The sequence below is a fragment of the Zhongshania sp. genome, from assembly GCF_029212375.1.
Taxonomy (GTDB): Bacteria; Pseudomonadota; Gammaproteobacteria; order Pseudomonadales; family Spongiibacteraceae; genus Spongiibacter.
This window is the reverse complement of the sequence record NZ_JARGNU010000005.1, coordinates 94,362-107,711: the sequence shown is the minus strand read 5'-3', so window position 1 is coordinate 107,711 and position 13,350 is coordinate 94,362. Positions and strand designations below refer to the sequence as shown.

At 52.9% G+C, this 13,350-nt stretch carries 13 protein-coding genes; 7 read left to right on the top strand and 6 right to left on the bottom strand.

Annotated features, from left to right (window positions below):
- Nucleotides 1-10: 10 nt before the first annotated feature.
- Nucleotides 11-1,108 (bottom strand): iron-sulfur cluster carrier protein ApbC, encoded by a 1,098-nt coding sequence (apbC, locus tag P1U47_RS07255; protein WP_301028011.1) that lies wholly within the window; start codon nt 1,106-1,108, stop codon nt 11-13.
- Between the two features lie 180 nt (nt 1,109-1,288).
- On the opposite strand from apbC, the gene metG reads away from it, so the two are divergent.
- The 7 genes from metG to P1U47_RS07220 all read left to right on the top strand — a co-directional run bounded on the left by metG (nt 1,289) and on the right by P1U47_RS07220 (nt 9,511).
- Nucleotides 1,289-3,331 (top strand): methionine--tRNA ligase, encoded by a 2,043-nt coding sequence (gene metG / locus P1U47_RS07250; protein WP_301028010.1) that lies wholly within the window; start codon nt 1,289-1,291, stop codon nt 3,329-3,331.
- A gap of 181 nt (nt 3,332-3,512) precedes the next feature.
- A complete protein-coding gene (rsxA, locus tag P1U47_RS07245) occupies nt 3,513-4,091 on the top strand; it encodes an electron transport complex subunit RsxA (RefSeq protein ID WP_301028009.1) in 579 nt (192 codons plus the stop codon).
- 2 nt (nt 4,092-4,093) lie between these two features.
- A complete protein-coding gene (gene rsxB, locus P1U47_RS07240) occupies nt 4,094-4,687 on the top strand; it encodes an electron transport complex subunit RsxB (RefSeq protein ID WP_301028008.1) in 594 nt (197 codons plus the stop codon).
- Nucleotides 4,684-7,092 carry an electron transport complex subunit RsxC gene (gene rsxC, locus P1U47_RS07235; protein ID WP_301028007.1) on the top strand — a complete coding sequence of 803 codons (2,409 nt, stop codon included), beginning with the start codon at nt 4,684-4,686 and terminating at the stop codon, nt 7,090-7,092. The genes rsxB and rsxC overlap by 4 nt, the downstream gene beginning before the upstream one ends.
- Nucleotides 7,093-7,120: 28 nt before the next feature.
- A complete protein-coding gene (gene rsxD, locus P1U47_RS07230) occupies nt 7,121-8,161 on the top strand; it encodes an electron transport complex subunit RsxD (protein WP_301028006.1) in 1,041 nt (346 codons plus the stop codon).
- Nucleotides 8,162-8,163: 2 nt separating this feature from the next.
- Nucleotides 8,164-8,805 (top strand): electron transport complex subunit RsxG, encoded by a 642-nt coding sequence (rsxG, locus tag P1U47_RS07225; protein WP_301028152.1) that lies wholly within the window; start codon nt 8,164-8,166, stop codon nt 8,803-8,805.
- Nucleotides 8,798-9,511, top strand: a complete 714-nt coding sequence (locus P1U47_RS07220) for an electron transport complex subunit E (RefSeq protein ID WP_301028005.1) — start codon at nt 8,798-8,800, stop codon at nt 9,509-9,511. The genes rsxG and P1U47_RS07220 overlap by 8 nt, the downstream gene beginning before the upstream one ends.
- 74 nt (nt 9,512-9,585) lie before the next feature.
- Here the strand turns inward: P1U47_RS07220 and P1U47_RS07215 are convergent, their stop codons facing one another.
- The 5 genes from P1U47_RS07215 to P1U47_RS07195 form a co-directional block, all read right to left on the bottom strand.
- On the bottom strand, nt 9,586-10,083 hold the full coding sequence (locus tag P1U47_RS07215; RefSeq protein WP_301028004.1) for a DUF1456 family protein: 498 nt from the start codon (nt 10,081-10,083) through the stop codon (nt 9,586-9,588).
- Between the two features lie 162 nt (nt 10,084-10,245).
- Nucleotides 10,246-11,235, bottom strand: a complete 990-nt coding sequence (locus P1U47_RS07210) for a DUF6635 family protein (protein WP_301028003.1) — start codon at nt 11,233-11,235, stop codon at nt 10,246-10,248.
- A 9-nt stretch (nt 11,236-11,244) separates the two neighbouring features.
- Nucleotides 11,245-12,270 carry a ribosome biogenesis GTPase YlqF gene (gene ylqF, locus P1U47_RS07205; RefSeq protein ID WP_301028002.1) on the bottom strand — a complete coding sequence of 342 codons (1,026 nt, stop codon included), beginning with the start codon at nt 12,268-12,270 and terminating at the stop codon, nt 11,245-11,247.
- An 82-nt stretch (nt 12,271-12,352) separates the two neighbouring features.
- The gene (locus tag P1U47_RS07200) at nt 12,353-12,718 is read right to left on the bottom strand and encodes a glyoxalase superfamily protein (RefSeq protein WP_301028001.1); all 366 of its coding nucleotides are present in this window, start codon (nt 12,716-12,718) and stop codon (nt 12,353-12,355) included.
- Nucleotides 12,719-12,740: 22 nt separating this feature from the next.
- A complete protein-coding gene (locus P1U47_RS07195) occupies nt 12,741-13,205 on the bottom strand; it encodes a GNAT family N-acetyltransferase (protein WP_301028000.1) in 465 nt (154 codons plus the stop codon).
- Between the last annotated feature and the right edge of the window lie 145 nt (nt 13,206-13,350).

Below are 13,350 nucleotides of genomic sequence, written 5' to 3'. Positions count from 1 at the left end.
TAAAAATGAATTAATCATCACTAATGGAAATATTGGGAAAGGCATTGCTCTGCACCCGCTGGCGCTTGGCCAGCTCGGCGGTCATACCAATAGCCACACCGCGGTACAAAGCAGCGGCATCGCCAGAAGGATCTGCCACCATGACCGGCTTGCCGCAATCGGCCTGACTGCGAATTTGCATAGACAACGGCAGCGAACCCAGCATTGGCACTTGATAGTTACTCGCCATCCGCGCACCGCCACCCTCGCCAAACACGTGCTCGTGATGCCCGCACTCACTACAGATATGCACCGCCATATTTTCAACAATACCTAATACTGGCACTGACACCTTGCGGAACATCTCGATGCCTTTTTTAGCATCGAGCAAGGCGATATCCTGCGGCGTGGTAACCACAATTGCACCCGACACCGGCACTTTTTGCGACAAGGTCAGCTGAATATCGCCAGTTCCCGGCGGCATATCAATAATCAGATAATCCAAATCCTGCCAATAGGTTTGATTTAATAGCTGCTGAAGTGCGCCGGTCGCCATTGGCCCGCGCCATACCATGGGCGTGTCTTCGGTAACCAAATAACCCATGGACATCGACTGCACGCCGTGGGCTTCTATCGGCAACAAATAATGGGTGCCGTAGGGTTTGGGCCGCACACCATCGGCAACGCCCAGCATCATCTGCACGCTGGGGCCGTAAATATCGGCGTCCAACAGGCCAACGCGTGCGCCCTCGGCCACCAGCGCCAAGGCCAAATTAACCGCTGTGGTAGACTTGCCCACGCCGCCTTTGCCCGACGCTACCGCAATAATATTGCGAACGTTCTCCATACTTTTAATATTTTGCTGAGCCGCGTAGGGTGCGATTTTCCAAGTAACGCGCACCGCAGCATCGGCAACGCCATTGAGCGCTTTTAAGGTATTACTCAGCGCCTGCTCATAGGATTGCTGGGCGCTGCGCGCCGCAAAACCCAGCTCCACAACCGCGTCGACGCGATCGCCCTTCACCGCCAGAGAATGAATATCAGCAAACGCGGCAAGCGGCGCCGACAAACCCGGCAAAACCACTGCTAACAATGCTTCGCGAACGCGAGATTCCAATTCTGTCGCCATTTCCAGTCCCTACTCAGATAAACCTTTTAATCAGCGGGCGAGTATACGCGGCAGACCGGCATCGAACAACGCCACAGCAGATGCACGAGGAGGCCAAAAACGCTATAATACGGCGCCTCGGAATCCACCTGCGCCGCCAGTCACACCAACTGTCGCCGCCATGTTACAACAAGGACACTCATGTCGCGCCAGATCCTCGTTACCAGCGCTCTGCCCTATGCCAACGGCCCACTCCATCTCGGCCATTTGCTGGAATCCATCCAAACCGATATTTGGGTGCGTTTTCAAAAGCAGCGCGGCAATGACTGCATCTATTTATGCGCCGACGATGCCCACGGCACCGCCATTATGCTCACTGCCGAAAAACTCGGCATTACGCCAGAGGAGCAAATTGCCAGGGTAAAGGCCGAGCACGAGCGGGATTTGGCCGGATTTTTAATCCGCTTCGACAACTACCACTCCACCCATTCCCCAGAGTGCAAACACTACTCTGAAGAAATTTATCGCCGCCTCGACGCCAATGGCCATATTGAGCGCAAGGACGTTACCCAGCTTTTTGACCCCGAGAAGCAACTATTCCTAGCCGACCGCTACATCAAGGGCACCTGCCCCAAGTGCAAGGCCGACGACCAATACGGCGACAACTGCGAAGCTTGCGGCGCCACCTACACCCCAGCAGAGCTGATTAATCCCCGCTCGGCAATTTCCGGCGCCACGCCCATCGAGAAAAGCTCCACCCACTTTTTCTTTAAACTCGGCGACTTTGAAAACCTACTCCGCCAATGGACCAGCAGCGACGCCCTGCAACCGCAAATCGCCAACAAACTGCGCGAGTGGTTAGATGCCGGTTTGCACAGCTGGGACATCTCTCGCGATGCGCCCTACTTCGGCTTTGAAATTCCCGGCGCGCCAGGCAAGTTCTTCTATGTTTGGCTAGACGCCCCCATTGGCTACATGGCCAGCTGCGCCAACTGGTGCGAAGCCAATGGCCGCGACTTTAATGAATTTTGGGGGGTGGATTCTAAGGCAGAGCTCTATCACTTCATCGGCAAAGACATCATTAACTTCCACGGTTTGTTCTGGCCTGCGATGCTCGATTCGGCAGGTTTCCGCCAGCCCACCGCGATTTATGCCCACGGTTTTTTAACCGTTAATGGCAAGAAAATGTCGAAGTCTCGCGGCACCTTTATTAAAGCCGAAACCTATCTGGAACACTTACCCGCCGAATACCTGCGCTATTACTTTGCGGCTAAATTATCCGGCGCGGTAGACGACATCGACCTAAACCTCGAAGACTTCATTAACCGAGTCAATTCCGACCTCGTTGGCAAACTAGTTAATATCGCCAGCCGCAGCGCCAAATTCGTACACAAGGGCAATGCTGGCAAACTGGCTAGCAAACAGCACAACATCGAGCTGTGGAAGCGCGTCACTGGCGCCAGCGATGCGATTGCCGAACTTTACGAGCAGCGTGAATACAGCAAAGCCGTGCGCGAGATCATGGCATTGGCCGATGCCACCAACGAATACTTTGACTCCTGCGAACCATGGAAACTGGCAAAAAGCGAAGACACCGCCGGCCAAGCCGCCGACGTTGCCTCCCAGTGCATCGATATTTTCCGCGTGTTGATGACCTATTTAACACCGGTACTACCCGAGCTCGCCGTACAAGCCGAGGCCTTTTTAAACTGCAAGCTGACATGGCAGGGCGAGTTCAGCCCACTGCAAGACCACGCCATTGAGCCGTTTAAGGCAATGATGAATCGCGTTGACGCCGACAAAGTCGCAGCCATGGTCGCCGCCAGCGGCGACAGTAGCACCGCCGCGGCGCCAGCAGCACCAGTAAAAGCCAAAGCAAAAAAGGCAGCAAAAGACAAAGACACGGGTATCGCAGACACAATAGCCTACCCCGATTTTGCTAAGATCGATTTGCGCGTAGCAGAAATCATTGCTGCCGAAGCGGTCGAGGGCGCCGACAAATTACTTCGCCTCACCTTAAGCCTTGGCGAATATGGTGAGCGCCAAGTCTTTGCTGGGATTAAAACCGCTTACACTGCCGAGCAATTGGTGGGTAAACTCACAGTAATGGTGGCCAATCTCGAAGCCCGTAAAATGCGCTTTGGCCTATCCGAAGGCATGGTGCTGGCCGCAGGCCCAGGCGATCAAGAGATTTGGTTGCTCAGCCCCGACAGTGGCGCCAAAGCAGGCATGAAGATCCAGTAACTCAAGTCAAAGACACGCTCGCCAGAATGCCTAACAGCCATACTGGCAATTTGAAGGCTTGATTGAAATAAACTAAGATCCGGCCCGCCACAAGGGGCAGCCAGCGGCGTATGCTGGTCACGGCGCACTTTTTGCGGAATGCCGCATCAAGCTAGCGGGGAAACAAAATGAGGCTACAATTGTGTTAGCAGACTATTCAATACTGTTAATCGGCGCCATTCTGGTTAACAACTTTGTACTGGTGCAGTTTTTGGGCCTGTGTCCATTTATGGGGGTTTCCAATAAATTGGAAACCGCCATTGGCATGTCCAGTGCAACTACCTTTGTACTGACCCTCGCCTCGATTTGCAGCTGGCTTACCTATGAGTGGCTGCTGATTCCCCTCGGTTTAGAATACCTGCGCACCATCACCTTTATTTTAGTGATTGCCGTAGTAGTGCAGTTCACCGAAATGGTGGTCCGTAAATCTAGCCCCATGCTCTACAAGGTGCTTGGCGTATTTCTGCCCCTGATCACCACCAACTGCGCAGTGCTCGGTGTTGCCCTACTCAACATCAATAAGGACCACAGCTTTGTTGAATCAGCCCTGTATGGCTTTGGCGCCGCCGCGGGCTTTTCCATGGTTTTGGTATTGTTTGCCGCCATGCGCGAACGCATTACCGCCGCCGATGTGCCCCAACCCTTTAAAGGCCCTGCCGTTGGTATGATTACCGCCGGACTCATGTCACTGGCCTTTATGGGCTTCGCCGGTTTGGTATAACGATGATTGAATTAATTGCCCAAAACCCGTTTATCGCGTCCCTGCTGGCACTGGTCAGCCTCGGCGTGGTGTTCGGCGCCCTACTCGGTTTTGCTGCGGTAAAATTTAAAACCGAGGGCGACCCGATTGCCGACCAAGTTGAAGCACTGCTGCCGCAAACCCAGTGCGGCCAATGCGGCTACCCCGGCTGCCGCCCCTACGCCCAAGCCATTGCCGACGGCGACGACATCAACAAATGCCCGCCTGGCGGCGAAGCCACCATCGCGGCGCTTGCGGATTTGCTGGGCGTAGAAGCTAAACCCCTAGACGCAGCTGAAGAGTCCGTGCCGTCGGTCGCCTATATTCGCGAAGAGGAATGCATCGGCTGTACCAAATGTATTCAAGCCTGCCCCGTCGATGCCATTTTGGGCTCGGCCAAACATATGCACACCGTTATCGCCAGTGAGTGCACCGGCTGCGATCTTTGCGTTGAACCCTGCCCAGTAGACTGTATAGAAATGCGCCCCATCGAAACCAGCTTGCAAACCTGGCACTGGGACAAACCCAAGCCGCCCGAAGACCTTATTGCCAGCGACCGCAGCGGGGCCAGTGCATGAGCCAGCTGATAAGAAAGGTGTGGGATATTCACGGCGGTATTCACCCAGCAGAAAACAAACAGCAGTCCCTGCAGTCGCCTATCCAAGCTGCCGGTATACCGCCGCAATTAATACTGCCGCTGGCCCAGCACATTGGCGCGCCAGCTAGTCCAATCATTAGCGTCGGCGACCGCGTTTTAAAAGGCCAAATGATTGCCGAAGCCAAGGGCTTTGTTAGCGCCCCCGTGCACGCGCCAACATCTGGCACGGTAGTGGCCATTGAATCGCGCTTAATCCCCCACCCCTCAGGCATGAGCGGTGCCTGCATTGTGATCGACACCGACGGCCAAGATGAGTGGATTAGCCATAGCGGCGTTGACGACTTTCGCAGCTTAAGCAAAATGGATTTAATTGACCGCGTTCGCCAAGCCGGTATTGCGGGCATGGGCGGCGCGGGTTTTCCCTCCGCAGTAAAACTCAGCACCCGCGACGACAAACCCATTGAGACCTTAATTCTCAACGGCACCGAGTGCGAACCCTATATCACTGCCGACGATATTCTTATGCGCGAGCGCGCCGCCGAAATTATTGCCGGCGCCGAAATTCTTCGTCATTTAATTAAGCCCAGCAAAGAAACCCTGATCGGTGTTGAAGACAATAAACCCGAGGGCATTGCCGCACTGCAAAAAGCTGCGCAAGGAACCGGCATCGAAATTGTGCCCTTCCCCACCAAATACCCCTCTGGCGGCGAAAAACAATTAATTCAAATTTTAACGGGTAAAGAAGTGCCCGCTGGCGGCCTGCCCGCCGATATCGGCATTGTCTGCCAAAACATCGGCACCGCCACCGCAATCTACCGCGCCATTTGCTTTGGCGAGCCGCTGATCTCGCGCATTACCACCATTACCGGTGAAGCCTGCAGTCAGCCCCGCAATTACGAAGTATTACTCGGCACGCCAGTGCAATTTCTGCTGGACCAAAGCGGCTTTAAAAAAGACGACTGCATTCGCTTGGTTATGGGCGGCCCGATGATGGGCTATACCCTGCAAGACACTGCCGTGCCCATCGTCAAAACCAGCAACTGCGTTTTGGCGCCCAGCGCTGCCGAGCTACCGCCACCGCCGCCAGCTCAGGCCTGTATCCGTTGCGGCATGTGCGCCGAAGCCTGCCCCGTGTCGCTGCTGCCCCAGCAAATGTACTGGTTCTCCCGCGCCCAAGAACACGAAAAACTCGAAGACCACCAACTTTTCGACTGTATCGAGTGCGGCGCCTGCTCGTATGTCTGCCCAAGTAATATTCCCCTGGTGCAATATTACCGCGCCTCTAAAGCAGAGATCCGTCAGGCCCAGCAAGACAAAATTAAAGCAGAGCGTTCCAAGGAACGCTTTGAAGCGCGCACCGCCAGACTAGAGCAAGAAGAGGCAGAGAAAGAAGCCAAACGCGCCGCTCGCCTCAAAGCCGCCAAAGACAAAGCCGCTGCCGCCGCGAGCAATCCCGACAGCAGCAAGACAGATCTTATTCAAGCGGCAATTGAACGCAGCAAGGCCAAAAAGGCTGACGCCGCCGACCCCGCTCAAGATGCCATAGCGCGCGCTCAAGCCAAGGCTCAAGACAGGGTTCAAGACAAGGGCGACGGCAAGGTCGCAGCAGAAGACCCCGCTGCCAAAACCGAACGCCTGCAATTACTGCTTGCCAGCGCTGAACGCCGACTCGTCAGCGCCCGTGAAAAATTGGCCCTTGCTAAAGAGCAGGCCAGTGAAAACGTCGAGGCCTTTGCCACCGCGGTAATCAAAACCGAAGATAAAGTCGCGGCCCTGCAAATAGAAATTGCCAACCATCAAGCCAGCCTCGCAAGTGCGCCCGCGCATGACGCAGCCGATCCAGCACAAGCGGCCATCGCCCGCGCCATGGCTAAACGTGCAGGTGTTAGCGCCGACGAGAGCGACGAGGACAAAACCCAACGCCTACAGAACCTCGTCGCCACCACCGAAAAACGCCTTGCCGCCGCCCAGCAAAAACTGAGTACTGCCCAAGAGCAAAACGACGCCAATGTCGCCGCCTTTGCCACTGGAGTTGAAAAAACGCAAAGCAAATTGGAAACGGCGAAACAAGACTTAGCCGCGCACTTGGCGAGACTTGCGGCGGAGACACCAGCCAGTGCTGAAACTACACCAGCACCAAGCAGCAGCGATGATCCAGTACAAGCAGCTATTGAACGCGCCAAAGCTGCGCGCGCCGCCCAAGCAGATATGAGCGACGAAGATAAGCTCAAACAAACCATTGCGTCTTTAGAAAATCGTATTGCGCGCACTCAAGAGAAATTAAGCGCCGCCCAAGAAAGCGGCGACGACAAGGCCGAGATTCTCGCCGACTCAATAGCGAAGCTACAAGACAAACTGGCCAGCGCTAAACAGCAGCTGGGCTAATACCCTTTTATAGAGCACACAGCAGACTATGGGATTTTTAAAAGTCAGTTCACCCCACGCCCACGGGCCCATGAGCACCGCCAGTGTCATGCGCCTTGTGTTGCTGGCGACCCTGCCCGGCATGCTGGCGCTGACCTGGTTCTTTGGTTTTGGCACCATTGTTAACGTGCTATGGGCCAGTATTACCGCATTGGCGTTTGAAGCCTTAGCGCTGCGCTGGCGCAAGCGGCCTATTGGCTTTTACCTCAATGATTACAGCGCCCTAGTCACCGCCTTTCTGCTCGGCATAGCGCTGCCGCCGGCCGCGCCATTTTGGCTGATTATGATCGGCACCGGTTTTGCGATTTTAATTTGCAAACAACTCTATGGCGGCATGGGCTACAACCCATTCAACCCCGCCATGGCCGCCTACGTCATGCTGCTGATTTCCTTCCCCGTGCAAATGACCCAGTGGCTGGCGCCCAAGGGTAGCTTTGCCGGCGACTTACTCGGCCCCATCGAAGCCCTGCGCTACTGCTTTGGCTTTGGTCGCGAGGCCATTGACGCCATCACCATGGCCACGCCTTTAGATGTGCTAAAGCAAAACAACTCACTGCTCGTTAGCGATCTCTGGTCACAATCGCCCCAGTTTGGTCAAGTTGCGGGTAAAGGCTGGGAGTGGGCAAATGCCGGATTTTTACTGGGCGGCGCCTACCTAATATACCGTCGTATTTTTACCTGGCACGCGCCGCTGAGCATGCTCGCGGTGCTCACCCTAATGTCGCTGTTCTTCTACGACGGCGGCAGCTCGGCCTCTGGCGGCTCGCCTTTCTTTCACTTGTTCAGCGGCGCCACCATGCTCGGCGCTTTCTTTATTGTTACCGACCCCGTGACCTCGGCGGTGTCCAATCGCGGCCGCCTAATTTACGGCGCCTTAATTGGCCTGCTCATTTATATTATTCGGGTGTGGGGCAATTATCCCGATGCCTTGGCCTTCTCGGTATTGTTAATGAACTTTGCCGCGCCCTTTATTGATCATTTCACCCAGCCGCGCACTTATGGGCATAAAACGAAGGGAGCCGATAAATGAATATTCTCGGCCAATCGATCAGTAAAAACAGTCTATTATTGGGCCTCTTTGCGGTGGTCACCACCGGCGTGATTGCCGGCACTTATCTTTCTACCCGAGGTTTAATTCAGGAAAACATCCGCCACGCCGAAGAGCGCGCGCTGCTGGAAATTATTCCCAAATCCCGTCACGACAACTCCATGCTCGACGCCGCCGACACCATCGCCGACACCGAGTTACTGGGCCTGCGTGAAACCAAAAAATTCTACCGCGCCACCCAAAAGGGCCATTTTGTGGGCGCTATTTTGCCCGCCACGGCCCGCGACGGTTATACCGGCGATGTCGATATGATCGTCGGCATTAACCTCGACGGCAGCATTGCTGGAGTACGAGTTTTATCACATCGCGAGACGCCGGGCCTGGGCGATCAGGTAGACTACAAAAAGAGCCACTGGGTAGACGGCTTTGTCGGTAAAAGCCTCACAAACCCAGAACCAGGTAAATGGGCAGTAAAGAAAGACAAGGGCGTGTTTGACCAGTTTACTGGCGCAACCATCACCCCGCGTGCGGTAACCGGTGCAGTACACCGCGCCCTACTTTATTTTGACGCTAATCGCGCCATGATTACCGGCATAGAGCCTGACAAGGAGAACAGCAATGAGTGACATCAGCTACCGCGAGATCTCCCTAAACGGGCTGTGGAAGAACAACCCCGCCATTGTTCAGCTGCTCGGCTTATGTCCGCTGTTAGCGGTAACCGGCTCAGTGATTAATGCGCTGGGTATGGGGCTGGCAACAATGCTCGTGCTCACCGTTTCAAATACCTGCGTGTCGATGATTCGCAGCTTTGCCTCGGATGCCATCCGGCTACCGGCATTTGTAATGATTATTGCTGCGGCAGTAACCTGCATCGAGCTATTAATGCAGGCATTTGCCTATGAGCTATTTCAAATCCTTGGTATTTTTCTACCGCTGATCACCACCAACTGTGTAATTCTTGGCCGCGCCGACGCCTTTGCCTGCAAGAATAAAGTACTGCCCGCCATGTACGACGGTTTTATTATGGGTGCGGGGTTTGCCGTTATATTGATGCTGCTCGGCGCAGTGCGAGAAATTATTGGTACCGGCGCGATTTTCGCGAATATGGACTTACTGTTTGGCGAAGGTGCCAAGGCATGGAAGATTGTACTGGTAGAGGATTACACCGCGGTGTTGGTGGCAATTTTACCGCCGGGCGCGTTTATTTTTACGGGAATGATTATCGCGCTGAAGAACATCATCGACGATGGTATTAAGAAACGCGAAGCCGCAAAAACCATAGAATCTGCGCCCACCAGCCGCCGAGTTCGGGTTACGGGGAATATTAGCTAAGGCAACACTGTGGTTTTAAAAATGCGATGAGGACAGGGTGACGCAAAAGTATCACCCTGTTTTGTTCTAAATGCTTATTCTACTTCGCTGCCAAACTCTACTTCTACCTCAGCATCGCTTCGGTATTTACGCTGCAAGCCTTTCAGAAAATTGCGTAAAATCTGGTCCTTGCACTCGCGATAATGCTTGTGGTCGGTTTTGCGGAAAAACGCACTCAGCTCGTGCTTGCTAATAATCACATCTGCCAAAGCTAAAATTGCCATAACATCCTCGGCCTTGAGGTTTAGGGCAATTTTCAACTTCATAAAAATCATATTATTGCTTAAGCGCTTTTCATTCTCAGGCTTTGGGCCTTCGCGCTTGCCGCGTTTATCGCTAATCAAACCGTTAAGAAAAGCCGCGAGATGCAAATCACCGAGGGGTTGATAAGTCGGATCGCCTTCGCGCTTCAACCAATCACTCACTTCTTCTCGACTCACCAAATGATCCGCCAAACCAAAAACCGAAATCATTTTTGCGTCATTAAAATCGAAGATGTAGCGCACCCGGCGCAGAACATCATTATTATCCATGCTTACTTCCCAATTGATTAAACGCTATTTGGTGGGCGCCGTTTGCCATTATAGCCAATCGCCATCACCTAGGGCCCAGCCATAAACCCGCCGCCATTATGCCATACTTACGCCCGCAGTGATTAAGCGAAGCACCTCAGCCCGCATTCCACCGTGTAAAATTCAGAACAGGCTAGACTTAATCATGTCAAAACCATCCATAATCCGCGCTACAAACTGATCTTTAGGCCGAAAGCTGCTAGTACGCTTTTCGTTAAAATCGTGCTCCAAATGATCTAACATTTTCATTAAACGGCGGCGATGCACGCCCAAAAGCGCCTGCACAGGGTCGGTTATCACCCCCGAAAATGCCGCAAAGGCCGCCAACAAGGCCATAATCCCCGCCAACATCCCTAAGGTTAAGCTCAAATTCGGTTCTGGCGGAAACACACCGTAATACCAGCGCCCCAAGGTTTCACCAAACACAAAATTGCGGCTGGCCAACTCCGTCGCCAACAAAGAGGCCAACAGCGCAGCCACGCCAATACCACCCGGGGTGAACTTCTGAAAGGCAAACGCACCAAGCACCGTGCAGGAGAGACTATTGGCGATGTCCGCTGAGGCAGTGCGAGTGAGCTGATATTGCTTTAAGGCGTCGTTGAGCAACGGCTCAATGATCTGCGCAAAATGCTGATCAGTAGTCGCGTCATGATTATGCCGGCGATAGACCGTTTGCAAGGACGTCAGCAGATGCACTTCGAAGGCATTGTCCTCGCTGCGAGCATTAAGGAGTTCGTCCATTACCAGTGCGCTAATTTGCGCCTGAACTTGCGTACTAAAGCCGCTGGGAATACGCGCCAACAAGCTCGCGAGCCCAGCTAAGCGCGGCTGTTTAACGCAGGCGAAATGCAGCAGTGAAATAAGGCTATACAGCGGTGCCCAAAATAAATTTAGCGGCGCGCGCAACATATCCCAGCCCAAGGCAACTCGGTTTAAGGCTATTGCGCCAGGGTAAGTAAAATGGCGGCGAACAAAGCTCGGTACCCGCTGGCGGCACTCATCAAAATAGCGTGCCGCAGCCTGTGATATGGCTTGTTCAATTTCGGCACTTAACTGGCCGTCATCAACGCCGGAGCTTGCGTTTAATTGCCCAGCATTTTCACCTGAAGACATGAGTGATATTTACTTTAATTTACGTGGTTTCGTCGCCTTTGGCGGCCGCGATCCACGCGGTGCTCGCTTAGCATTATTCGCCTCCTGTGCCGCCAGTTCGCTGTCACTGGGGTTGCGCGAGCCTTGTTTAAACCGCCGCTTACGCTCAGCCGCATCGGCCTCCTTTTTAGCTTGCGCTTCAGCAATAGCGATTTTTTCCTGCACCACCATTTCTGGTGTTTCTAAACTAATCCGGCCAACAGTGCCCGCGCGCAGCTCATTAATCAGCAGCTCACAGATTTTGTGTAAATTAATGCGCCCGCCCGCACTTAGCGCGCCCCGTCGGAGCGCCGCCACTTCTAAAAAGGCAAGTTCAGTATCGGGGATACTCTCTAGCTGAAAGCGCTCTTTTAATAATTCAGGGTAGGCCTTAATCAAATAATCGGCCGCGTAAAAGCCCACATCGTCGTATTCCATGGCGGTGCTTTTAATCGCACCCGTCACCGCAAGCCGGTAACTACTATTGGGATTATCAATTTTGGGCCACAAAATACCCGGCGTATCAAACAGCACAATGCCGCTGCCCAAATTAATGCGCTGCTGGCTTTTGGTTACCGCTGGTTCATTGCCGGTCTTGGCAATAATTCGATCGGCCAAGGTATTAATGATGGTGGACTTACCCACATTGGGAATGCCAACGATCATTGCGTTGATGGTTTTAACCCCAGCATCCTTAGCGGGAAACATACGCCGACACAGCTCCAATAGCTGCTTAATTTTAGCCGGTTCATTGGTCGTGGTTGGAAACGTCTTCACCCCGCGCTGCTGCTCTAAATGCGCCTGCCACGCCGCCGTTACCGCAGGGTCGGCAAGATCCGATTTGCTCAGAATTTTGATACAGGGTTTATCGCCACGAATCTTTTCAATAGCGGGGTTTTCACTGGAGTACGGGATGCGGGCATCCAACACTTCGATCAACAAATCAACTTGGGGCAATAGCTCCCTGATGTCCTTCTGGGCCTTGTGCATATGCCCCGGATACCACTGAATCGCCATGTAATACGCCCTGTTCGTAAATAAAGCGGTATTGTACGTTATGGCAGGGTAATTTAGCTAAACTGGCTCGCAAAGACCGTAACTACGACTTACTTGACTCACTAAACAGAATTCGATTTGAAAATGGATCTGTCACCGTAAAACAACGACCACCCCACACGGCTGTTTCGAGTACAGGATTGCAATAGGGGTAATCTTTAGCCGCCAACTCACCGAACAGCGCTTGAATATCACTGACGTCCACAAAAATTTTACTGCCCGGCGTGCAGTCGCCGGAATGCTCGCTTAAATGCAGCGTGAAATTCCCTTTAGATACCTGCATGTAAATAGGCAGCATCGGTTCAAATCGATGCGCCCAATCGAGCGTCATGCCGAGATATTCAAGATAGAACGCCTTGGCTTTGTCTTCATCAAAGATACGGGTAATAGGTATAGTTTGAAAATCCATTGTTCAGTCCAAATTAAAACAATCACCCCACAGCAGGCCGGACCATTTTATCGGCAAAAACGGCTAAGCCGTTATACCTCGTTTCAAAGGTCTCTACCGTGATAAATCCGTATTTTTCATAAAGCCTTTTAGCGGGCAGATTGCTACTAGCAAGGTAAAGACTCATTTCGCCTCCAGCCTTTGCCATCAAGAACGCTAAAATTGCCTGCCCTACACCGAGTCCACGATATTTCGAAAGCACAAATAATGCCCTTATTTCTTGGCCAAATACCGCGCCGTAGCCAAGAACTTCGCCGTTATCGTAAAGATAGATATCAGATTCGCTTAATTGCTTCAGCCGCACCGCGTCTTCCTCAAGGGGAAGCAGCTCAAATACTTTATCCTCGTATCGCAACTCATCTAACTTAGTATTTGCGTATATCCGCGTTATCGTAGAGTAATCGCTATCTTTAAATGGTCTGATACACATATAAAACTCCGCCTGCACAGAACATCTACCACTAACTATACAATGGCACATTTCATTTTGTAGCCACCGGTTATCTCAAACCCATTAGTATTTTTCCTTGCATGAACCAATTACGCTTTTTACCAGTAATACGTAGCGCCGCTGTCTAGATAGCATTATCTAT